This is a genomic window from Pseudomonas sp. 21LCFQ010, from assembly GCF_024129905.1.
Lineage (GTDB): Bacteria > Pseudomonadota > Gammaproteobacteria > Pseudomonadales > Pseudomonadaceae > Aquipseudomonas.
Window position 1 is genome coordinate 1 of the sequence record NZ_JAMYDZ010000017.1, and the last position, 23,790, is coordinate 23,790.

Genomic DNA, 23,790 nt, shown 5'->3' on the forward strand with positions numbered 1-23,790 from the left:
CACAGGCTAACCGGGCGTGTCCCGCCCTTAGTACATTGATCGCCCCGACCACATCGGCGTTGCCTTCAAAACCACATCCCACACACCTGAACAGCGCTTGCGTCTGGCGGTTGGCCGCCGACACATGGCCGCAACAGGGGCACGTGCGGCTGGTATTTGGCGGCGGCACGGCAATCAGCCAGCCGCCGCGCCACGCTGAACGGCGGGGCTTGTCGCGCGCCCGATGGTCAACGCGGTGGGGCAATTCGCCAACCGTCTGGGTTAACGATTGCAAGCAATCTGGCCGCCTGAAGCGGCCAGGCTCTGGGGGTCAGACCTTGAAGTGGCTGACCATGGTCTGCAATTGACCACCCAGGCGGGCCAGCTCGACGCTGGAGGCCGCAGTTTCCTCGCTGGCCGAAGCGGTTTGTTCGGAAACGTCACGCACGTTGATGATGCTGCGGCTGATTTCTTCCGCGACCGCGCTCTGTTGTTCGGCCGCTGCAGCAATCTGCTGGTTCATGGCCTGGATGCCAGCGACGGTCTGGGTGATGCTGCCCAGCGAATCGCCAGCCTGGCGGCTCAGCTGCACACTGCTTGAGGTCAGGTCGCGGCTGCCGAGCATGATGCTCGACACTTGGCGGGTACCACTTTGCAGAGCGGCGATCAGGCTCTCGATTTCCTCAGTCGACTTCTGCGTGCGCTGGGCCAGCCCGCGCACCTCATCGGCCACCACCGCAAAACCACGTCCGGCTTCACCGGCACGCGCCGCCTCGATGGCAGCGTTGAGGGCCAGCAGGTTGGTTTGCTCGGCAACGGCTTTGATCACGTCCATGACTTTGCCGATCTTGTCGCTTTCCTGTTCCAGCAGGTTCATGGCGTCGGCCGAGCGGCCCACTTCCGTGGCTAGGCGCTCGATCTGGGCGATGGCTTGCGCAACGACTTTATCGCCATCGCGTGCTTCACGGTCGGCGGCAGAAGCGGCGTGCGAGGCCTGTTCGGCGTTACGTGCCACTTCCTGGACGGTGGCCGACATTTCATGCATGGCCGTGGCCACCTGATCGGTTTCAGTTTTCTGATTATTGACCCCGGCGCTGGTCTGCTCCGTGACGGCCGAGAGTTCCTCGGCGGCACTGGCGATCTGAGTGACGCCGTCGCGGATGCCGGTGATCAACTCGCGCAGCGTGCTGCCCATGCGCTGGATGCCTTGTTGCAGGACGCCCAGTTCATCGCGGCGCGTAACGGTTTCACTGTGGGTCAGGTCGCCGGCGGCAATGCGTTCGACCACCACCAGCGTCTGCTGCAGCGGACGGGTGATCTGCCGGGTAATCAGGACGGCGGCAACCACACCCAGGAGCAAGGCCAGCAAGGTAAAGATGATCTGCCACTGCCGAGCCTGGGCGCTTTCAGCGTCGCGGCGGTCCAGTTGCAGTTGGTAAAGCTGCTCGTTGAGCTTGACGATGTCTTGACCCTGAGTGGTCATCTCCTTGCGCGCCTGGACGACTTGGGCATTCCCCGTCTTGAAGTCCTGCAAGGCTGTGCGGTAATTGCGCAGTGCCGTTTCCAGCTGCTTGACGCGCTCAGCCTGGGAGCCATTGAACACACTGTTCATACGCTCCAGATCCTTGAGGGTGGTATCGAGTTGGCCGAAGGCTTTTTGTTCGCCTTCGTCGCTGGGCGCTGCGGCATAGCCGCGGACCTCATAACGCACCTTGAGCAGGTCGAGCCGGGCCTGGGTCATGACCTGGTATTGCTCCAGGCGATCCGGATCGCCTTGCACTTCAGCCAGAGCCTGGTCGACCAGTTCCACGGCTTTGGTGGCATGGGTTGTCATGTCGCTGCGCGCCTTGCTACCGGTGCGGTAACCGTTGCGCATGTCGTTGAACGACTTCTGGTACTCGTTGTTGACCTGACTCAATTGATTGAGCAGTTTGACATTTTCCGGGCTTTTGAAAGTGCCGATCAATTGATCAAGCCGGCCTTTGAAACCGTCAAAAGAGGCCTGCACGGTGTCGGCAACCTTTTCATCACCATTGGCGAGCATGTATTGCAGACGGGTCACACGCAGTTTGGTCAGCTCATGGCCCAGGGACGTGATATCGCTCATCCAGTTACTGCGCTGGATCAGGCTGTTCACACCGGTCCAGCCGACCAATGAAAGAATGGCAGTAAATAAAAGTACCAACCCGAATCCTAGGGCCAGCTTCATATTGACGCTGATGTTGGCGAACCAGCTATTCATTCGACGTTCTCCGGGAATGTCTGATTTTTAATAGGAATGGCCGTGGGAGGGATTGTTGTTGTGAACCACACAAGGCGTTAAATCATCTCGATATCGGCCGCAAACGGCCGAGCTATAAGCACCAATCGTCGGAAAATGTAAAAAAACAGGCGAACCTTTCGCCCCGCTTTCATTCTCCGCATTAGCCGTTTATAAAGGTGGAAAAAGCCAGTAGACCCGGTCAATCAAGGGATAGATGTACGACAAGTACATCACCAAAAATTGCCTATACTGCTGAAGTTCTCGTTGTTGAACACAGGCATTACTGGAGTACAAGAGAATGAAACTCTTGAACTTCGAAGTGTGCCTTTCGTTTTCGTGCCTGACAGTTCCTGAGTACACCCTGATGAATTTGAAGTTTCGTCACAAAATCCTGCTGGCCGCCTCTGGCGTTGTTGTGTTGGCGTTTGCATTGTTCACGCTGTACAACGACTACCTGCAACGCACCACCATCAGACAGAACCTTGAGGCCTCGGTTGGCCAGGCAGGAGAGCTGACCGCCAGCAGCGTACAGAACTGGCTCAATGGGCGTGTTCTCATACTGGACAACCTGACTCAGGACGTTGAGCGCCTGGGTATCAAAAACAGCGATCTGGGCGGCATGGTAGGCGCGCCTTCGCTGCTTTCGACCTTCCAGTTCACCTACGTGGGTGATAGCGACGGGGTGTTCACCCAGCGCCCTGATGTCGATATGCCAGCCGGATATGACCCACGCAAGCGGCCATGGTTCACTACCACCGTGGCGGCTGCGAAAACGATCATCAGTGCGCCTTATCAGGCGTCGGTGGGTGGACTGGTGGTCACTGTGGCCAGCCCGATCCGCAACAAAGGGCAGATCATTGGGGTTGCCGGCGGCGACCTGAGCCTTGATACCCTGGTAAAGATCATCAACTCCGTGGATTTTGGCGGTATTGGTCATGCCGTGCTGGTCAGCGGCGATGGTCAAGTGATCGTCAGCCCTGACAAAGATCAGGTGATGAAAAACCTCAAGGATATTTACCCAGGGCAAAGCATCAGCCTGGATAAACCCTTGCGCGAAGTCGTGCTCAATGGCCAGTCCCGACTGCTGTCATTTACCCCGATCACGGGTCTGCCGGGGGCTGACTGGTACATCGGCCTGTCGATTGACAAGGACAAGGCTTATGCCCCTCTGAGCCAGTTCCGTAGTTCGGCATTGATCGCTGTTCTGATTGCCGTGGCCGCCATTGCCTTGCTGCTGTCGCTGTTGATCCGGGCGTTGATGCAGCCGCTGACCGCCATGGGCCGTGCCATGCAGGACATTGCCGAGGGTGAGGGCGATCTGACCCGACGCCTGAAGATTCATGGCCAGGACGAGTTCGCGCAACTGGGTGGCTCGTTCAACCGTTTCGTCGAGCGGGTGCATGCTTCGATTGTGGAAGTGTCCTCTGCCACGCTGCAGGTGCATGGTCTCTCACAACGCGTGGTGGAGTCGTCCAATTCATCGATCATCGGCTTTGATGAACAAAGCGCCCGCACCAACAGTGTGGCGGCGGCGATCAACGAACTGGGCGCCGCAACCCAGGAAATCGCTCGTAATGCCTCCGATGCTTCGAACCAGGCCAGTGAAGCACGCCAGGAAGCCGAAGACGGTCGGCAGGTGGTGGAAAAGACCATCAAGGCCATGAGCGATCTTTCCGGCAAGATCAGCGGTTCTTGTACCCAGATCGAGAAACTCAATGCCAGTACCGACAACATCGGCCACATTCTTGACGTGATCAAGGGTATTTCCCAGCAAACTAACCTGCTGGCCCTCAATGCTGCCATCGAGGCCGCACGTGCCGGCGAGGCCGGGCGCGGCTTTGCGGTGGTGGCTGATGAAGTGCGTAACCTGGCACACCGAACCCAGGAATCGGCTGACGAAATCCACAAAATGATCGGTGAGCTGCAAAGCGGCTCTCATGATGCGGTGGTCAATATGAATGAAAGTCAGGCGTCCAGCCAAGGCAGCGTCGAGGTGGCCAACCAGGCCGGTGGCCGCTTGCTGGATGTGACCCGGCGCATTGGCGAAATCGATGCAATGAACCAGTCAGTCGCCGCCGCCACCGAGGAGCAGACTGCGGTGGTTGAGACGCTCAATGTCGATATCAACCAGATCAATACCCTCAACCAGCAGGGCGTGGCCAACCTCAACGAAACCCTCAAAGACTGTGCCGCACTGTCACAGCAGGCGGGCCGTCTCAAGCAACTGGTCGACAGCTTCAAGATCTGACCGCTGTCTTTCGTCCAGGACAGAGACTCATCTGTCCTTTGGACCCTCTTCCATAACACTGTGGGGTCAGGTGTGGGTCAGGCTATCTGACCCACACCTGAATTTCCGTATTTACTGGGTTAAATCGCATATGTACGCGGAGGGACCCTCCGCGTACATTTTGTTGTAGAATTTGTACCTTGGTGTGAATTACCCTGATTGGTGCAAAAGCGGCGCAGGTCGCGAACACTCATGAGCAAGCTGACTCAGTCTTTTGTCAAAGCCGTGCTGGAGCCGGGCCGTTATAGCGACGGTCGTGGGTTGTTCCTGCGCGTTGCTGTCAGTGGCGGCAAGAGTTGGGTACTGCGTTATCAATTTGAAAAGCGCCGTCACGATCTGGGGCTTGGCGGCTATCCAGCGGTCTCCCTGAAAGCCGCGCGCCTGGCGGCAGACACCTTGCGCCTGGGCCTGGCGCAAGGCATCGATCCGTTGCCGCACCGCCAGGTTGCGCGCATTGATGAGATTCAGCCGACAGGGCCGGTGAGCTTTCGGGTCGAGGCTGAGCGCTACATCGCCACGCACCGGCAAAGCTGGAAAAACGCCCGACATGCTCAGCAGTGGTCCCATTCGTTGCGCGACCATGTCTATCCGGTGTTGGGTGACTTGCCGGTTGACGCAATAGACACCGATCACGTGCTGCAGGTGCTGGTACCGATCTGGACCCAGATTCCGGAAACCGCGTTTCGCCTGCGTAACCGTATCGAACTGGTGCTCGATGCCGGCAAAGCCCGCCAGTTACGCAGTGGGGAAAATCCTGCTCGCTGGCGTGGCCATCTGGATAAATTGCTGCCTAGGCACAAGCGCAGCCAGGTGCCGTTTTCAGCCATGCCGGCCGAGCGACTGGGGGCTTTCGTGCGTCAGCTCGACAGCCTGGACACAACGGCGGCACGGGCTTGCGAGCTGATTATCTATACCGCTTGCCGCAGTGCCGAGGTCTGCGAAGCGCGCTGGTCTGAGTTCGACCTGGTCAATCGGACCTGGACCATCGATGCAACCCGGATGAAAGCCGGTAAAGCGCATCGGGTGCCTCTGGTCGACGCTGCGCTGCAGGTTCTGGAACAGCAGCGCGGTCGCCATCCAGTCTATGTGTTCCCCAACGCCCGCCGTAGTCGCGGGCTGCCCGGCAACGCGATTCGCAGAATGATGGAGTCACTGCAGGCCAGTGACTACGTGCCACATGGGTTCCGCTCCTGCTTTCGTACCTGGGCGGCTGAGTCCACGGACTTCCCCCGTGACGTCTGCGAAATGGCTCTGGCGCACAGCCTGGACGACAAAGTCGAGGCTGCTTATCACCGCGGCGACCTGCTGGAGAAACGCCGGCAGTTGATGCAGGCCTGGAGCGATTTCATTGAGCGGGGCGCCAGGCTGCCGTTCAGTCCTCAGCTGTCGGCAGATTGAGGTCCAGTTGTTCCTCGTCCTGGGCATCCTCGACAGTGTTTTTGCTACGGCTCTCTGAGTAGGTCGACGCGACCAGGGTATTGCGCCCTTCAGTCGGCTGCGCTTTGCGCATCCCGACCAGGTCGTCCGGGTTAAGGAACAGGTTCATGCGCGGAATCACTTCAATGCGCGGCTTTTTGTCCGGCCGCTCAGCCTGCCGGGCATGCCGATCGAAATGACGCAACTCATGCACCTCTATGGGCTCTTGCCCGGCCAGCACGAACATCGGCAGGTTGCTGTGAATCATCGCGTCGTAGCGGGTGCTGGCGGAGAAATACAGCATGGCCCGTGGGTGCGGCGCGACTTTCTTGTACTTGATCAACGTCGCATGGTCAGCCAGGTTAACGATACGCCGCAACTCGGCACCGGCTAACGTCTCACCGGGCGCGACGTTATCGCGACCGGACTGCAGCTCTGCGTTCTTGTTCAACAACTCGCGCACCTTGCCCACCTCGATCCGTTCGCCGCCGGTGGTATGGCCGGCCCACGTGAACACGATCAGTCGCGGGCAGCTATCAAAGACCTGAGTGTGGCGACCCAGTTGCTTCATGCTGAACTGATGCCCCAGCGCTTGGCGGAGAATCTTTGATCGCGCGGTAGGTGCCAGATTCAACTCAAGCCGGGTCTTCTCGATCATGGCCATGAGTTTATCTTTCAACTCATTGATCTCACGAACCTGCGGCAACACGCTGTCGCGCAAGGCGAAGTAACCCGGCAGACGCATCACCGTCCCCGGCGCCTGGCCCGCGACCCGTTCAAAGGCAGTCATGGCCTGGCGTGTCGCTTCAATCGCCTGACTGCCCTGCAAACGCTCGACTTCAATACGATCCGGGGCCTTTTGTTCGGCCAGCACCGGCAGCCGCCAGACCGTACCGGACACCACCTGCGAAGGCCAGATCTGCGCAAAGGCGGTCAATCGGGACTGCAACCGTTCATATACCGTGACGATATCAGCAAGCATCTGGAACACCTTTAAGTAATACCACCCCTATACTAGCGGATTTCGTAGACAAATAACCTCCCGCACTTCCACTGCCGATTCACGCAGTGCGAGGGGAGGTAAACAGCAGAAGGTTATATTCATAAGGGGTGGTATTAATCGATTGGTGTGAATTGATAGCTGGCTATATAGCTAGCTATCAATTCACAGTGGCGGTGGATTTGCCCGGTTTCAGGCTTGGGTCTCGGATGACGCATCATTTTAACCTTCTGCTAGCTAGCTAGATATATACATATATATAGCAGCCGCAAAATGATGCCGACGATCAGTCGAGGTTGTAGTGCTGCTTGAGCAGCTGCTGCACGATGTCTGTCTCGGTTACCCGTTTGCCGGTTTTCGCCGATTCCTGTGCTGCACCAATCTTCAAGGCATTGGCGATATCCCAACGCAGGCGAAACAGCTTCTGCACAGTGGGTTCTGGTTTGAGGGCTTCGACCAGCACTTCGGGTGCTTTGGCCGGCGCTTGCTCACGAGCGGCCGATTTGCTCAGTGCTTTGTCGGCCTCTCCCCCTTCGAGGAACTCATTTGGATCTTTCCGGAAACTTTTGATATCCGGCTTGGATTTGATCATACCAACACCTCGGCAAAGAACGCGTTCATTTCCTGGATAGCGGCGTGGTCACGCTTGAGTTCATGAACGATCGCACCTTCGCTGATGCAACGGCGGAAGGCGACCCGTTCGCAGATTTTGGTTTTGAACACACTGAAAGATTGCTCTTCCAGGAATGTAAGCATTTCACCGGTGTCTTTGGTGCGGGTGTCGACCCTCGACAGCAGCATCTTCACATCTAGGTCCGGGTTGTAGTCACGGGCCAGGTCGACAACCGTCAGCAGGTCAGTCATGGCGGCTGCATCGAATGAACTGGCACCGACAGGAACAATAACCACTTCAGCCAGCAACAGCGCTGAACGCAGACCCACTGAGTCACGACCACCGGCATCGACGACAACATGCTCATAAGAGCTGGCCAACTGGCGGCCTTCAGAGTTGATCGCCTTGCCCTGCAAGCACACGGTCGTCGGGCTTGGGCTGTATTCAGGGTTATCACGACGCCATGCGGCCCAGCTTGCAGCGCTTGCCTGCGGGTCACCATCGATCAACAGGGTTTTGCCACGCGTAGCCAACATGGTTGCCAGGTGTACGGCAGTGGTGGTTTTTCCGACACCGCCTTTGGTGTTGACGCATGCGTAAATGGTCACTGTGTTCTCCTTCGAGTCATCCGACTTTATATAGGCAGCATTTTGTGACCGCTATTATAGCTATCTATCTATATAGCTAGCTATTTTCTTGTGGCCTCAGGTAGCAACGTCATGGCATACTCATTTCGTCAGTCGAAGGAAGATCAGTTGTAAGAGCATTCGCGGCTTGCTGACGGTAATTACCTCTGCACCTGTGTGTTTTCTCTGAGTACTTCGTCAGTAACTGACCAGCGTTTGCCGCGCAGATCGCTGGTTGCCCGCCTGATCACCGTTGTTCTGGTCTGCTTCCAGGCACTCGTTGCCGGTCAATGGCAGGTGATCTTCCAGACAGGGCATTTTTCGCTATCAACCGATTGTTGGTTCGCGAAAGTATTCATAGATGGCTTCTGTGGCCTCTATGAGGCTTCTGGAGCAACAAAAGACCCTGCTTCGCGCACCTCCTAGCGCGCCTGTGGTTTTCATCGCTATGCGAGCTCTCAGGGCGGTTTGCGCGCTTTGTGTTTTTTTGCTTTTTGCTTTTGCCTGTTGTCAAAGAAAAAAATCAGCTTCTGCGCGAGCTCTTCGCGCGTTTTTAAAATCTTTTTTTCTTGTTTTTAAAGCTTGTTTTTAAAGCTTGTTTTTAGCACCTCTGGAGGCCTTGATTTACGTGGCCTCCAGCAAGGTATCGACTACAAATTCCGGCTATACGACTACAAATTCCGGCTATCACGACTACAGATTTCAGCTGTATCGACTACAAATTTCAGCTATGACGACTACAAATTCCGGCTGTTATCCACAGGCTGGACGGGGCTTATAGGATCCAATAAGCCGTATTCGTTCCCTCCCCTGTGCACCTGCTCGGTCTGCATCTTCTATCGACTACAGATTCCGGCTATTGGCCCTGAATCTATCGACTACAAATTCCGGCTATGGCGCCAGGCCGCACCAGACAAGGCGTTTAGCCATGCCGGTGCGTCCTACAGACGAGTCCTACACGCTGAATACTCGTCAATAACGACTACAAATTCTGGCTAGGGTCATTTGATGGCTGAACGACTACAAATTCTGGCTATGGCCCGCTGCCTGCCATCGACTACAAATTCCGGCTATTGCTTGCTCATCTATCGACTACAAATTCTGGCTATGGGCTAAAACAGTTCGCGCCTGATTGCAGGCGGCCGCAAAATCGGTGCGATATTCCTTCGGCAAGCTTGTTACTATCGACTCATCACCGCGTCAGGAATAGTCGATGTCCGCCAAAGAACCTTCGTCATTGCTTGTGACGAAAGCCAACGATCTGATCAGTGCGTCCTATCGTCTGACGCTTCAGGAACAGCGCCTGTTGCTGGCGGCGATCGCCCAGGTCGACCCGCGCAAACCCATGCCTTCGAAGATCACCGTCACCGCGGCGAGCTTCGCCGAGATCTATGGCGTACCGATCCGCTTTGCCTACACCAACCTCAAGGAAGCGGCTGATTCGCTATACGAGCGTGACATCCAGACCTTCGACGGCAAAAACCGCACACGCATTCGCTGGGTGTACAAAGCGGCCTATGCGGAAGGTGAAGGCCGGGTGACCCTGAACTTCACCGTTGACGTGATCCCCTACCTGTCGATGCTCAACAGCAAGCTGACCTCCTACGACCTGCGTCGGGTGGCCAACCTCAACTCGATGCACAGTTTTCGGCTGTTCGAGCTGCTGATGCAGTTCAAGAGCACCGGCGTGCTGGTCATCGAAGTCGAAAAACTGCGGATCCTGCTCGACCTGGGCGACAGTTACAAACGCTTCAACAACCTGCGTCAGCGGGTCATCACTCCCTCGATCACCGAGATCATGGCCAAGTCCGGAATCTCGATCACCTACGAGACCATCACCGAAGGCAAGACAGTGAAAAGCCTGGTGTTTCGCTTCCAGGAAGCGGCGCAGATGCGGCTGTCGCTCGGCGATAGCCTGGAGCCATTGCCGGAGAATCCGCTGGAGATCCTCAAGGACTAGTCGATAAGGGAGATTAGGTGGTTTTATAGCTAGCTATATAGATATATAGCTAGCTAATGGAGGCTGGTAGATAGCCGGAATTTGTAGTCGATAGCCTTGGCAACATTCATTGCTTTTCCTGACTCTGACTATTTATAGGCAATGCGAGTCCAGACCGGGTACACCATACGTGGGCCCGCTTACGACATGAGGTACTACCCTCTGGAGCCCGCTAATCACGGGCGTCGAGAGCAGGTGCTATATAGCAGGCTAGCTATATATATCATTGTTTTTATAGCTATATTTATAGCTATCTATCGAGGCTGAGAGGCGTTTTGTGGCATAGCCGGAATTTGTAGTCGATAGATACATCCGCTGCCCTTCAAGGCCGCAAAGCCGCACGCTCACTCAGCACCTGGCGATAAACCTCGACAGTGGTCTTGCACATCTGCCTGGCTGTAAACACCTGTTCGAAGCGCGCCCTGGCCTGGGTGCCAAAGCGGCTGGCCAACTGCGGGTCATCCCACAAGCGGCGCATCGCTTCGCGCAAGGCCAGCGGATTCTCGGGCGGCACGGCCAGGCCGGTTTCTTCGTGCAGGTTCACAAAGGTCGTCCCGGTACCAATCTCGCAAGAGATCATTGGCTTGCCATACATCGAAGCCTCAAGCAATGAAATGCCGAATGCTTCTGAGCGCAGATGCGATGGGAACACCAGGGCGTGACATAACTGCAGCAGACAAGCTTTGTCTGCGTCATCCAGGCGACCCAGAAAACGCACATTGCGCAGGTTCAGGCGCTCGGCCTGGGCCTTGAGTTCCTGTTCCTGCGGCCCGCCGCCAAGGATCAGCACCGGATAATCAGCGCCTTCCAGCGCATCAAGCAGCGTGGCCAGGCCTTTGTAGTAGCGTAAAACACCGACAAACAGAAAGAACTTCTCCGGCACTTGCTGCTGCCAGTGCGCCTGGCGCTCGGGCAAGACCAACGGGTAGGCCGATTCGTCCAGTCCATAGGGCACAACCACTGTTTTGTTTACAAAAGGTTGCAAGGTTTCGCTACTGCGCTGGTAGTTGGGTGAGGCCACCAGAATGCGGTCCATGCTCTTGAGCATCTGATTCATGAGCGGCGCATACAACTTCAGCAAAGTCCGTTGCTTGATAATATCGGAGTGATAACTCAATACGCTTGGGCGCCCGTGCCGGGTCGCGAAGTGGACCACATCCATCATTGGCCACGGAAAGTGAAAGTGCACCAGATCCGCTTCGGCGGCCATTGCCTTGAACCGGCGAAACACCGGCACAGAGAACCCGGTAGAGGCCAGGTTGAAGTTCTCTTTAACGCGCACCACCTCATGATCCGCCACCTGAATACGTGCCGGTGAGGGCTCGGGGCTCAGGGTCAGCACCTGGCCTTCCACGCCAAAGGCGCGGTTGCCCTGACACAGCTGGAACATCACCTGCTCGATACCGCCGGTGGTGTCCGGATAGTAGGTTTTGAAGAAATGAAGAACGCGCATGAAGTACCTGTAGGTACTGCTTGAGAGGCCATGAGCCTGGCGAATCACTCACGAAACAAGAAGTGTTATTCGTCTGAAACGCGAGGGGTCGGCAAGCAGTAAGAAAACAATCCGGAGTCGAACTTTACCCTTTGATTCCGGGACAAGCCAACCTGAAAAAAGGAAATTTCCCGCGTGGGAAATTTCCTTAGAGGACTTTACAGCGGCGTATTTTTCATTTGTTGAGTGATGGCTGAGTGTTACACTTTCGCGCTTTTAAATACCCCCGTGGCAGTCAGGAAGCTATGCAAAAAATTCATGAAAACAGCTTGCAAGCTGCGCTTAAAGCTTGTAAGGGCGCTTTCATATCAGTTGGTGTATTCAGTCTGTTTGTGAACGCCCTGATGCTGGTTCCGACCTTCTATATGCTCCAGGTGTACGGACGCGTGCTGACCAGCGGCAGCGGCACTACGTTGCTGATGTTGACCATCATTATGGTGATCCTGACTGTTACTACCGGCCTGCTGGAATGGATTCGTTCGCGAATCATGGTGCGGGTCAGTACCAAGCTTGATGTGTTGCTTAGCCGCGACGTATACCGCGCCAGCTTTAAACAGGCACTGGCCACCGGCGGTATGAACGCCTCGGCTCAGCCCCTTGCAGACCTGACCAGCCTGCGTCAGTTCTTGACCGGTAACGGGGTGTTTGCTTTCTTCGATGCGCCTTGGTTGCCGATTTACCTGGCTGTGATGTTCATGTTCCACCCCTGGTTCGGCTGGATGGCGGTCGGTTGTGCAATCATTCTGGTGATCCTGGCCTTCGTTAACGAGAAGGTTACCGGGCAGGCCATGAGCCAAGCCAACAGAGAGAATGCCGGGGCCAGCCTCTATACCACCAAAAATCTGCGTAATGCCGAAGTTATCGAGTCGATGGGGATGCTCGATAACCTCATCAATCGTTGGTCGGTACGCCAGAAAAAAGTGCTGCTGCTGCAATCGATTGCCAGTGATAACGGCGGTGTGGTCAGCAATATTTCCAAATGCTTCCGGGTTATGTCGCAATCTCTGATCCTCGGCTTGGGCGCGCTGCTGGCCATCAATCATGAGATCAACCCGGCTCTGGTCATCGCCGGCTCCGTACTGCTGGGTCGTGCTCTGGCGCCGATCGATCTGATCATCGGTAGCTGGAAGGGCTTTATCGCTGCCCGTGGCCAGTATGGGCGTCTCAACGAAATGCTTTCGGTACTGCAGGCCGAGCCGCAGCGTATGGCTCTGCCTGCGCCGCAAGGCCACATTTCAGTAGAAAACATGATCGTCAGCGCGCCAGGTGCCCGCACCCCGATCATCAAAGGCATCAGTTTTCAGGTGCCTGCTGGCACTGTAGTCGGCGTGATTGGCCCGAGTGCCTCGGGCAAGTCGACCCTGGCGCGTGCGCTGTTGGGTATCTGGCCGGCGCAGCATGGCACTGTCCGTCTCGATGGTGCAGACATCAGCAACTGGAACAAGATCGAACTCGGCCCGCATGTCGGCTATCTGCCACAGGACATCGAACTGTTCGAAGGCACGGTGAGCGAAAACATCGCCCGCTTTGGCGACGTCGATGCAGAGAAAGTCGTACAGGCTGCCAAGGCGGCAGGCGTACATGAAATGATCCTGTTGTTGCCTGAAGGCTATGACACGGTTATCGGCAGCGACGGTGTCAGCCTGTCTGGCGGCCAGCGTCAGCGTATTGGTCTGGCCCGCGCCATCTACGGCGAGCCGCGTCTGATTGTTCTTGATGAACCAAACTCCAACCTCGATGAGGTGGGCGAGCGTGCCTTGTCTTACGCCTTGAGCTACCTGAAAGCCACTGGCGCGACCATTTTCGTCATTACTCACCGGACCAACATCCTGGCTGACCTTGACCGGTTGCTGGTGATGAAAGATGGCCTGCTCAACATGTTCGGCCCCACTGACCAAGTGGTTGCCGAGCTTGGCGCCAAGGCCAAAGCCCAACAGAAATCCACACAGGTAGCCCCAGCAGGCGCCGCGCCTTCCGGCGCCTGACAGGAAGATTGTCGATGAACCGAAATATGATTACTTCTGCGGCCGACAACTTCAGTGACCTGCCGACATCCGATAACAGCACCCGTAGATTGGGTTTTGCCATCGTCTTTGTTGTGTTTGGCGTCTTCGGTACCTGGGCCGCTCTGGCACCTCTGGACAGTGCTGCCAACGCCCCAGGCGTGGTGACTGTGCAGACCTATCGCAAGACCGTTCAGCACCTTGAAGGCGGCATCGTCAAAGAGCTGCTGGTACGTGATGGTGACATGGTCAAAGCGGGCGATCCGCTGATCGTTCTGGATGACTCCCAAGTCGGCGCCGAATACGAAATGAACCGTGGCCAGCTCGTCGCTGCCCAGGCCACTGAAGCGCGACTGCGTGCCGAGCGTGACGACAAGGATCACATCGACTTTGGCGATGCGATCGAGCCAGACTCTCAGCGCAGCAAAGAGGCTCAGCAGAGCGAAACCCAGGTATTCAATGCACGGCGTAGCGCCCGTCTGGGTGAAATTGCTGTTCTGCAAGAGCGGGTCGGTCAGCTCAACGAGCAGACCCGCGGCCTGGAGGCCATGATCGGCACCAAGCGTAACCTGGGTAAATCCTACAGCAGCGAGATCAATGACTTGAGCGCGCTGCTGGCCAAAGGGTTTGTCGACAAGCAGCGGTTGCTCGAAACACAGCGCAAGATGGACATGCTGCAGTCAGAGATCGCTGATCATCAATCGACCATTACCAAAACCCGTTTGCAGATCAACGAAACCAAGCTGCAGATCCTGCAACGTACCAAGGACTTCAACTCCGAAGTGGTCCGCCAACTGGCTGAGACCCAGACCAAGATCTACGACCTGCAAGAGCGTACCTCGGCCTACAAAGACCGCCTGAGCCGTATTGTCATCCGCGCACCGGAAGACGGTATGGTGCTCGGCATGACCGTGCATACAATTGGCGGTATCGTGCGTGCCGCTACGCCGCTGCTGGACATCGTGCCGTCTGTTTCCGAACTGATCGTAGAGGTCCATGTGCAGCCGGTAGACATCGATCGTATCGGCATCGGCAAGACCGCCAAGATCCGCTTCAGCGCTTTCAACAGCTCCACCACTCCTGAAATCGAAGGTGAAGTGGTGAAGATTTCTGCTGACCGCCTGACAGATGAGCGCACTGGCCAGCCGTACTATCTGGCGCGTATCAAGGTCACCGAAGAAGGACAGAGGAAGCTGGGCGATCGCAAGCTGCAACCGGGTATGCCCGCCGATGCACTGATCAATACCGGTGAGCGCACCATGCTGCAGTACATCTTGCAGCCAGCTCGCAATGCCATCGCCGAATCGATGATCGAGGAGTAATCGTGCGTCTGATTCCATGCATGATGTTGAGCCTGCTGGCATTGCAGGTTCAGGCCGCAGACGTGAAGACCGCCGTGCCGGACAAGCCCAAGCCCGCGCCTACCAGCGTCAGTGCCAAGGAATACTCGGCCGATTTGTTGTCGCTGTATCGCGAGGCGCGCCTTGAAGATCCACGGGTACTGGCCGCTTATGCCCGTGCCCAGGGAGGCAAGGAGCGTGCCCGCGAAGCCTTTGGCTCGCTGTTGCCGCAGCTCTCTGCCAATGCCGGTGCCAACCGGATCAAACAGGTCAACGCCCTTACCGACCAGATCTACAACAGCCAGAGCTACAGCCTCACCTTGTCCCAAGCGCTCTACAACAAGGCAGCCTGGGAAAACTGGCAACGCTACAAAAGCCTGGCCAAGCAGACTCAGTCGGAAACTGAAGAAGCCCAGGCAGAAGCCACCGTCGACCTGGCGACTCGCTACTTCGCTGCACTGGCTGCGGACGACGAACTGGAGCTGACCATCGCTGAGCGCAGCACCACGCAGAAAAGCCTCGACCAGGTGAGTGCTTTGTATGAGCGTCAGTTCGCCAAGAAAACGGACGTACTGGATTTGCAGGCACGGGTTGACCTGTTGGCAGCCCAGGAAGTGGAAAGTCGTAATCAGGTTCGCTTGAGCCGTGCCGCGTTGTCAGAGATTGTCGGGCGCCCGGTCACTGAAAAACTCAGCCGTATACGTAACGATGTACAACTCAAAGTGTCCGATGACAGTCTGGAAACCTGGGTACGTCAGGCCGTTGAAAGCAACCCATCGTTGCTGGCCAGCGTCAGCGGTGTTGAGGCCGCCGGTGCGGCGCTGCGTGGCGGTAAAGGTGGGCACTACCCGACCTTGAGCATGAATCTCAGCGCGCAAAACACCAACGAAGGCTACAACAACGCGTTGGCACCACGCACTGACAGTTATGTGGCAGGCATCCAGCTGTCAGTTCCGATCTATAGTGGTGGTTCGACATCGGCTCGCGTACGGGGTCTCTATCAGGATCAGGTGGCTGCCGAGCAGCAAATGGAAGCCACGCGTCGTCAAGTGGTCAAAGAAACCACCAATGCGTACTTGACTGCCGAGTCCAGTGTGGAGAAGCTGCGCGCCAACCGTAATGCTGTGTCATCGGCCGAGCAGTCGAGCATTGCGTCCCAGGAAGCGTTCAAATATGGCGTGGTCAATGCCGTCGACGTATTGACTGCAACCCAGAACGAATTCAAGGCACGTCGTGACCTGCTCAAGACGCAGTATGATTTCATTACCAATCTGTTCATTCTCAACCGCTGGTCCGGCAAGGTCTCCGATGACAGCGTTGAGCGTGTAAACGTTTGGCTGAGCAATAACAGCAAGACGGATACAGTCCCCGTCTCAGATCGGAAAACCAAACAATGAATGCACCTCGTAAATCCGCCATCGTTACCGGCATCACAGGCCAGGATGGCGCCTACCTGACCGAACTGCTGCTCGACAAGGGCTACAAGGTCTACGGCACCTACCGCCGGACCAGCTCGGTCAACTTCTGGCGTCTGGAAGAGGTCGGTGCGCTGAACAACCCGAATCTGGAACTGGTCGAGCACGACCTGACCGACCTGTCGGCCAGCATTCGCCTGCTGCAAAAGGCCGAGCCAAGCGAGGTTTACAACCTGGCGGCGCAGAGCTTTGTGGGTGTGTCTTTCGACCAGCCGATCACCACCGCCGAAATCACCGGCCTGGGCGCGGTCAACCTGCTCGAAGCCATCCGCATCGTCAACCCGAAGATCCGCTTCTACCAGGCGTCGACCTCCGAGATGTTCGGCAAGGTTCAGCAGATCCCGCAGACCGAAGCCACTGACTTCTACCCGCGCAGCCCTTACGGTGTGGCCAAGCTGTACGCGCACTGGATGACCATCAACTACCGCGAGTCCTACGACATCTTCGGTTCGAGCGGCATCCTGTTCAACCACGAGTCGCCACTGCGCGGCAAAGAGTTCGTGACCCGCAAGATCACCGACGCCGTGGCGCGCATCTCGCTGGGCCAGCAAGAGGTTCTGGAGCTGGGCAACATGGACGCCAAGCGTGACTGGGGCTTCGCCAAAGAGTACGTCGAAGGCATGTGGCGCATGCTGCAGGCTGACCAGCCGGACACCTTCGTGCTGGCCACCAACCGTACCGAAACCGTGCGTGATTTCGTCTCCATGGCGTTCAAGGCAGTCGACATCCAGCTTGACTGGAAAGGCACTGCCGACAACGAACACGGCATCGACACCAAGACCGGCAAGACCGTTATCCAGGTCAACCCGAAGTTCTACCGTCCTGCTGAAGTCGAACTGCTGATCGGCGACCCGGAAAAAGCCAAGCGCGTGCTGGGCTGGGAACCGAAAACCACGCTGGAGCAGCTGTGCGACCTGATGGTCAAGGCTGACCTTGAGCGTGTGAAGAGCGGTAAATCGTTCTAAAGCAACGAGCCTTACACAGAGCAAGCCTCGCAGCAACGGATCGCCTGCAAGCGATCCGTGACTGCGAGGCTTGTTTTTTAAGGCCGCCCCCTGCTGTGCAAGAGCGGCTTTAGCGGCAAATCTTGAGCCGCGAACACGACACCCCGGAAACCGCACCACCTGATGAACAGACTGCTCTTTGACGTTACCCGGCTTGTGGAATCTGGCCTGCATACTGGCATACAGCGGGTCGTCCGTTGCTTGTTGGCCGCCTGTGAGAGGCAATTCCCTGCACCGGGTTATCAGGTTCTGGCGGTTACTTTTCAGGGTGAACAGTGGCAAGCCTTCGCTACGCTGGCGCCGCATCCCTGCCAAGGGCTGGGTGAGCATCCACAACCTCAGGGTCAGCTCATCGAGCCAGGTGATGGCGATGTGTTGTTGATGTTCGATGCCTCTTGGTACACCGATCCATGGCCGGCGGTGGATGCCGCCCTGGCCCGCGGCGCACGCCTGGCGGGCATGGTGCATGACCTGCTGCCGCTGGAGCACGCCGAATGGTTTCGCGAGGGCCTTAAACAGCGCTTCGCTGAGCATCTGCACAACATGGCCGAGCGCGCCGAACAGTTGTTTGTCCCGACCCAGGCCGTGCGCGGTCGCTTGATTGCGCGCCTGGCCGGGCAGGGCCAAACCCCGCCGGTTGGCGTTCTGGCCCATGGCGGGGATTTTTGCGAGCTGCTGCCTGACACCGCGCAGTTGCAAGCGCTGCAAGCCAGCTTGCCAGCGCCGGGCACTGACAGCGATCCGCTGTATCTGGTGCTCGGCACTCTGGAGCCGCGCAAGAACCACAGCCTGGTGCTCGATGCCTTCGACGAACTCTGGGCGCGTGGTCATCAGTCACGTTTGCTGCTGGTAGGCAAGGTGGGTTGGCAAGTTGACCCACTTCTGGAGCGTCTGCACAATCACCCGCTGCTGAATCGGCGGCTGTTTCATGGTGCCAACCTCAGCGACCCGCAGTTGCGTTGGCTGATACGTCACTCTACCGCGCTGATCTACGTGCCCAAGGACGAAGGCTTCGGCCTGCCCGTACTTGAAGCGTCGATGCTGGGCTGCCCGGTGATCGCCAGCGACATCGCGGTATTGCGTGAAGCGGGTGGTCAATGGCCATGCTTCATTACCCCCGACAGCTTGCCTGAACTCATCACGGCCATCGAAACCGATGCCTGGCGCACGGCCAACCTGCCGGCACAGCGCACTTGGGATCAAGTGGCCCGACAACTTGGAACCTTCCTGAACATGGCGAACCGAGCCCAATGATGTCTGTTTTCTCTCTGCTGAAAGACGTCCTGCGCTTTCGCGGGCTGATCTACGCGATCACCCTGCGGGAAATCAAAAGCCGTTATGTCGGCTCCACCTTCGGACCACTGTGGTTGATCGTGCCGCCGGTGTTCATGGTGTTCATCTATACCGTGATCTTCGCTCGGCTGATGCAGGCGCGCATGCCCGGCATCGAACACCAGTACGCTTACAGTATTTACCTGTGTGCCGGCCTGATCACCTGGAACCTGCTGCTGGAGCTGGTCCAGCGTGGCAAGGGGGTGTTCCTCGAACACGCTAACCTGATCAAAAAGTCCAACTTCCCCAAGTTCATCCTGTTCATCCCGGTGGTAGCCGTGGCGCTACTCAACTCGATGATGCTGCTGTGCCTGGTGTTGATCTTCATGCTGGTGTCCGGCTACCCGCTGTCGCTGGCCACCCTGATGATTTTCCCGCTGCTGGGCATCACCGTAGTGTTGGGCCTGGCGGTCGGTGCGCTGCTGGCCACCCTCAATGTGTTTTTCCGGGACATCGGGCAAATCAGCGACGTGGTGTTCCAGGCGCTATTCTGGGCGACCCCGATTGTCTACCCGCTGAGCATTCTGTCTGAGCCGGTGCAACGCATCCTGTCCTGGAACCCGGTGTTCCCGCTGGTGCTCAACGCCCAGAAGGCCATGCTCGGCGAGCCACTGTCACTTTCACAACTGGTCTACCCGCTGGTGTTCGGCCTTGTTGTCCTGCTTCTGGCTGTGCTGCTGTACAAGCGCAGCTACAACGACCTTCTGGACCAGATCTGACATGACAATCCTCGTTGAACAAGTCGGCAAGGCCTACCCGAAACTCAAAGGCCGTTGGCATGCCCTGGGCACCTGGCTGGGGCTGTGCAAGCGTGACCAGAACTGGATCATCCGCAATGTCAGCTTCGAAGTCGGCGCCGGTGAGTCGGTCGGCATCGTGGGCGTCAACGGTGCCGGCAAGAGCACCCTGCTCAAGCTGATCACCGGCACTGCCATGCCGACCGAAGGCCAGATCACCACCACCGGCCGCATTGCCGCGCTGCTGGAACTGGGCATGGGCTTTCACCCGGAATTCACCGGTCGCCAGAACGTCGCTCTGGCCGGGCGCATGCAAGGTCTGGAGCGTGAGCAGATCATCGAACTGATGCCGGCCATCGAAGCCTTCGCCGAGATCGGCCACTACTTCGACGAGCCGGTGCGCACCTACTCTTCAGGGATGTTCGTGCGCCTGGCTTTCAGCGTGGCCACCGCTGTGCGCCCTGAAGTCCTGATCGTCGATGAAGCACTGGCCGTGGGCGATGCCTACTTCCAGCACAAGTCCTTTGCCCGCATCCGCGACTTCCGTGAGCAAGGCACCACGCTGTTGTTCGTGTCCCATGACCCGGGCGCGATCAAAAGCCTGTGTGACCGTGCGATCCTGCTCGGTGACCACAAGCTGTTGATGGACGGCAAACCTGACGAAGTCCTGGATTACTACAACGCGTTGATCGCCCGTAAGGAAGACACTGCACTGCAGGCCCAGGCCGTCAATGCGCCGTATGCCGGTCGCTCGGGCAATGGCAAAGCCCGTATCGAAGAGCTGGTGATCAGTTCCAACGGCAAGGCCGCACACATGATCGACGTCGGCGCGCCGCTGACCCTGACCTTGAAGATCAAAGCCAACGAGCCGATCTACGACCTGTCGCTGGGCTTCATGTTCAAAGACCGCACCGGCTACGACATCTTCGGTACCAACACCTGGCTGCGTGGTGAAATGCGCGACCTGGGCGTAGAGGCCGGTGTCGAAAAAACCATTACCGTGACCATTCCGGCCATGAACATCGGCCCGGGCAGCTACAGCCTGACCCTGGCCCTGCATGGCGGTGCCGACCACATCGATAACAACTTCGACTGGTGGGACAAGGCGGCGGTGTTCAACGTCATGGGCAACAGCAGCTACAAACACTTTGCCGGTGTGTGCGCGCTGGACGCCAGCTTCTCTCTGGATCGCTGAGGGCCGGCGGATAGGCGACTACCCGCTATGGTTTGGCATAGGACGAAAGCTTATATCTATATAGCTATATAGATAGCTATATAGATAAAAAGCTAGCGTGCTTCCGCTGCCGGCGCGACGCTGTCGGCACCCCGCGAGCGACGAGCCAGTGCGTTGCCCATGCGCATGGCAGGCACTTCAATGTACTTGTAAGTGAGTGCCGACATCCCGATCGTGCCGAGCAGCGCCACGATCATGTATTCGCCGGTATGCCAATTCTGCATCCACGCCATACCGCCGTGCTGGATCATCCAGGCCATGCTGTACATCACCACCGGGTGGAACAGGTACAGCGAATAACTGATCGCCCCCAACCAGGCCAGCCAGGCCCAGTTCAGTTTGCACACCGTGGCCAACAACAGAAAGCTCAGCACGCCGATGGCATACGGCACAAAGAAGTGAATGACCTTGATGTCTGCGTCGGCCTTCTGCGTGTAGTAAGTGATCGCCACCCCGGCGAACAGCAGCCATAAACCGACAAAGCCAAACACTGATAGCCTCGCCAGCAGCCCTGTCGCCTGGCCGTCGTACCACATACGAAACAGCGCACCCCAGAACATGATGCTCAAGTGCAGCGACAGCATGTTCAGCATGGGGCGGGGGGTAATGGGCAGCGGATGGCCGACAAATGACAGCAGGATCGGCAGCAGGGTAAAGGCGCTGAAGACAAAGATCAGCCCGATCAGCAGCAGCGGGTTACGCAATACGCCTTGGGCGAACAGCAGCACGCACAGGGCATAGAAAACCAGCTCGGTCTGCAAGGTCCAGTACTGGCCCTGGACGGAAGCATGACCGACAGCCTCCTGAATCATGGTCAGGTTCCAGAGGATGGTCGACAGCGAAATGTCTTTGTCCCAGAGGGTCCAGAAGGTCACCAGGCCAAACGGAATGGACAGCCAGTAAATCGGATACAGACGAAACAGCCGCTTGATCAGAAACTCCCGGCAACAGGCCCGGCGCTCGCCGCGCAGACTGGAAGGGATCACGAAGCCACTGACCGCAAAGAAAATCACCACACCGATGCGGCCGAAATCCACCAGCGCGGCGACATCGTGAAGCCGATCCTGTGCAGAGGGTGTGGCACTGAGCACAAACAACTCACTGGTGTGCATCCAGACCACCAACAACGCGGCAATCGCCCGCAGACTGTCGATATGGGAAAAGCGCGTACTCATAAATCATCCTTGAAGACACAAAGCCGCGGACTTGGCGGCGTTCTACTGAACAGGGCAGGGCTGCGAAACTCTTCGTAGCGGAACCTTTGTTCATAAATTGTGTCGGCAAGGTATCAGAATGGATACATGACCGGTAGCAACCGGCATGCAGGACCAAGACTCTGTCTCAGTGGGAGCCAGTATTTGCTATGGCTGTACCTCTGTATTCGTCGGCAAGCTCCCACCGGGTCGCGATGTGCTACACCACCCACACCAGCAAAACCCAGGCCCGCCGGGCGATCCCTCGACGTTGTTGAATCCACCTGCGTAGAATGTCGCCCTTTCTTATATATGTCATACACGCGTTGCGTGTGATGAACGCTTTGCCCGTACGGGCGGCTATCGGCCCTGAACGCACATAATGACCATTGATCTCAAAGAGCTGAAAAAGACCATCGTCGCTGAGGTAAACCGCCGCGAGTACGAACGTGTAGCGGCTTCGCTCGATTCCTCCAGTGCATCCGCCACCCTGCCCAGTGATCTGGTGCGTGATTTCGACCTGGTCGAGATCGAGCGCTACCTGCCGGCTCGCTATGCTGAAGTCACCGAAGAGCCAGCAGCCCCGGCTGCCAGCGCCGCACCACAAGCTGAAACTCAGGCCCAGCCTCAGCAGGCTGCCCCGGCGGCGCCGAGCCTGTACAACCGCCTGCGTCGCTTGCCGGTGATCGGCAAAGTCATCGGCCACTACCGGGTCATGCACCTGCTGACCCGTGCCCGTCAGCGCCCTGGCTCATTGCCGAAGAACATCATCTGGCTGCTGGCCCGTGGCGTGATTTACCGTATTCCGGGGGCTTATCGGATGGCTCACTTTGCCGTTGCCATGCGCCAGATGCCGGCGCGTATGAACGCGGCCGAGTATCACCTGGCAGACAACAACACCCGCCTGCGCAACATTGGCCTGCAGTTGCAGGAACAGATCAACCAGAGCCTTTACACCCAGGCCCTGGCCATCGAACAAAACGAGCAGTACCTGCTGGCCCGTCTGCAACGTCAAGAACAACGCCAGCGTGAACTGGCCCTGATGCTCGCTCAGGTGCAGAGCCAGACCTCGATCCCGGGCCAGGCCGTGGCACCGGCCCAGCGCCAGGCCGAGCCAGGCATGCCGCACGAGCTGTACCTGGAGTTCGAAGCTGAATTTCGTGGCTCGCGCGAGCTGATTCGTGAACGTCTGGCCGCCAACCTGCGGTTCTTCAGCGACAACGCCAAACGCTTCAGCGAGCCGGTGATGGACATCGGTTGTGGCCGTGGTGAGTGGCTGCAACTGCTTAAAGAGGCCGATATCCCGGCCATCGGCGTCGACAGCAACACCGCAATGATCCAGTGCTGCACCGACGCCGGCCTTGAAGCCTACGTCGGCGATGCCCTGCAATACCTGAAGTCGCTGCCGGCCAACAGCCTGGCCGGCCTGACTGCCTTCCACATCATCGAACACGTGCCGCTGGACGTGCTGATCGAAATCATCGACGAAGCCAAGCGCGTGGTACGCCCTGGTGGCGTGGTGCTGCTCGAAACCCCGAACCCGGAAAACCTGATCGTCGGCGCCTGCAACTTCTACGTCGACCCGACCCACCGCAATCCGCTGCCGCCGGCCCTGGTGGCCTTCCTGCTGCGCGCACGGGGGTTCGAGCGCGTCGAAGTCGATCGCCGTCATCCGGCGGACCCGAGCCTGCTGCTGCAAGGTGGCGAAGAAACCCTGACCGGCCCCCTCAACCGACTGCTGTTTGGCGCGCAAGACTACGCTGCCATCGGTTACGCGCCAGAACAGGATTGAAGCCA

17 protein-coding genes and 1 pseudogene are annotated in these 23,790 nt (G+C 57.7%); 11 read left to right on the plus strand and 7 right to left on the minus strand.

The window, feature by feature from the left end:
- Positions 1-196, minus strand: a pseudogene (locus tag NJC38_RS18595) (zinc ribbon domain-containing protein); the annotation flags it as partial.
- A 114-nt stretch (positions 197-310) separates the two neighbouring features.
- Positions 311-2,221 (minus strand): methyl-accepting chemotaxis protein, encoded by a 1,911-nt coding sequence (locus tag NJC38_RS18600; RefSeq protein ID WP_253116413.1) that lies wholly within the window; start codon positions 2,219-2,221, stop codon positions 311-313.
- A gap of 385 nt (positions 2,222-2,606) precedes the next feature.
- On the opposite strand from NJC38_RS18600, the gene NJC38_RS18605 reads away from it, so the two are divergent.
- Both NJC38_RS18605 and NJC38_RS18610 read left to right on the plus strand, forming a co-directional pair.
- Positions 2,607-4,490, plus strand: a complete 1,884-nt coding sequence (locus NJC38_RS18605) for a methyl-accepting chemotaxis protein (protein ID WP_253116553.1) — start codon at positions 2,607-2,609, stop codon at positions 4,488-4,490.
- 231 nt (positions 4,491-4,721) lie between these two features.
- The gene (locus NJC38_RS18610) at positions 4,722-5,927 is read left to right on the plus strand and encodes a site-specific integrase (RefSeq protein WP_253116416.1); all 1,206 of its coding nucleotides are present in this window, start codon (positions 4,722-4,724) and stop codon (positions 5,925-5,927) included.
- Here the strand turns inward: NJC38_RS18610 and NJC38_RS18615 are convergent.
- The 3 genes from NJC38_RS18615 to NJC38_RS18625 all read right to left on the minus strand — a co-directional run bounded on the left by NJC38_RS18615 (position 5,902) and on the right by NJC38_RS18625 (position 8,166).
- A complete protein-coding gene (locus NJC38_RS18615; RefSeq protein WP_253116418.1) occupies positions 5,902-6,927 on the minus strand; it encodes a DNA replication terminus site-binding protein in 1,026 nt (341 codons plus the stop codon). The genes NJC38_RS18610 and NJC38_RS18615 overlap by 26 nt on opposite strands.
- A 304-nt stretch (positions 6,928-7,231) precedes the next feature.
- Positions 7,232-7,537, minus strand: a complete 306-nt coding sequence (locus NJC38_RS18620; protein WP_253116420.1) for a hypothetical protein — start codon at positions 7,535-7,537, stop codon at positions 7,232-7,234.
- Positions 7,534-8,166 carry a ParA family protein gene (locus tag NJC38_RS18625; protein WP_045492811.1) on the minus strand — a complete coding sequence of 211 codons (633 nt, stop codon included), beginning with the start codon at positions 8,164-8,166 and terminating at the stop codon, positions 7,534-7,536. Before NJC38_RS18625 ends, NJC38_RS18620 begins: the two co-directional genes overlap by 4 nt.
- Before the next feature lie 1,231 nt (positions 8,167-9,397).
- On the opposite strand from NJC38_RS18625, the gene NJC38_RS18630 reads away from it, so the two are divergent.
- Entirely contained in the window at positions 9,398-10,144 is a 747-nt protein-coding gene (locus tag NJC38_RS18630) for a replication initiation protein (RefSeq protein ID WP_045492808.1), read from the plus strand.
- Positions 10,145-10,505: 361 nt separating this feature from the next.
- Here the strand turns inward: NJC38_RS18630 and NJC38_RS18635 are convergent, their stop codons facing one another.
- Positions 10,506-11,636: a glycosyltransferase family 4 protein gene (locus tag NJC38_RS18635; RefSeq protein WP_253116422.1), complete on the minus strand. Its 1,131-nt coding sequence runs from the start codon at positions 11,634-11,636 to the stop codon at positions 10,506-10,508.
- A 284-nt stretch (positions 11,637-11,920) separates the two neighbouring features.
- Here NJC38_RS18635 and NJC38_RS18640 point away from each other — a divergent pair, with 284 nt between their 5' ends.
- The 7 genes from NJC38_RS18640 (at position 11,921) to NJC38_RS18670 (ending at position 20,761) form a co-directional block, all read left to right on the plus strand.
- A complete protein-coding gene (locus NJC38_RS18640; protein ID WP_253116424.1) occupies positions 11,921-13,660 on the plus strand; it encodes a type I secretion system permease/ATPase in 1,740 nt (579 codons plus the stop codon).
- A 14-nt stretch (positions 13,661-13,674) separates the two neighbouring features.
- Positions 13,675-15,000, plus strand: coding sequence for an HlyD family type I secretion periplasmic adaptor subunit (locus tag NJC38_RS18645; protein ID WP_253116426.1), 1,326 nt, complete (start codon positions 13,675-13,677; stop codon positions 14,998-15,000).
- Positions 15,000-16,415 carry a TolC family outer membrane protein gene (locus NJC38_RS18650; RefSeq protein ID WP_253116555.1) on the plus strand — a complete coding sequence of 472 codons (1,416 nt, stop codon included), beginning with the start codon at positions 15,000-15,002 and terminating at the stop codon, positions 16,413-16,415. Before NJC38_RS18645 ends, NJC38_RS18650 begins: the two co-directional genes overlap by 1 nt.
- Complete coding sequence (gene gmd, locus NJC38_RS18655) at positions 16,412-17,458, plus strand: GDP-mannose 4,6-dehydratase (protein WP_045492786.1); 1,047 nt, start codon at positions 16,412-16,414, stop codon at positions 17,456-17,458. The genes NJC38_RS18650 and gmd overlap by 4 nt, the downstream gene beginning before the upstream one ends.
- 240 nt (positions 17,459-17,698) lie before the next feature.
- Positions 17,699-18,751, plus strand: a complete 1,053-nt coding sequence (locus NJC38_RS18660; RefSeq protein WP_253116428.1) for a glycosyltransferase family 1 protein — start codon at positions 17,699-17,701, stop codon at positions 18,749-18,751.
- A complete protein-coding gene (locus NJC38_RS18665; RefSeq protein ID WP_253116430.1) occupies positions 18,751-19,548 on the plus strand; it encodes an ABC transporter permease in 798 nt (265 codons plus the stop codon). The genes NJC38_RS18660 and NJC38_RS18665 overlap by 1 nt, the downstream gene beginning before the upstream one ends.
- 1 nt (position 19,549) lies before the next feature.
- On the plus strand, positions 19,550-20,761 hold the full coding sequence (locus tag NJC38_RS18670; protein WP_253116432.1) for an ABC transporter ATP-binding protein: 1,212 nt from the start codon (positions 19,550-19,552) through the stop codon (positions 20,759-20,761).
- Between the two features lie 92 nt (positions 20,762-20,853).
- Here the strand turns inward: NJC38_RS18670 and NJC38_RS18675 are convergent, their stop codons facing one another.
- Complete coding sequence (locus NJC38_RS18675; RefSeq protein ID WP_253116434.1) at positions 20,854-21,975, minus strand: acyltransferase; 1,122 nt, start codon at positions 21,973-21,975, stop codon at positions 20,854-20,856.
- Between the two features lie 400 nt (positions 21,976-22,375).
- Between NJC38_RS18675 and NJC38_RS18680 the strand changes: the two genes are divergently transcribed.
- Complete coding sequence (locus tag NJC38_RS18680; RefSeq protein ID WP_253116436.1) at positions 22,376-23,785, plus strand: class I SAM-dependent methyltransferase; 1,410 nt, start codon at positions 22,376-22,378, stop codon at positions 23,783-23,785.
- Positions 23,786-23,790: the final 5 nt, after the last annotated feature.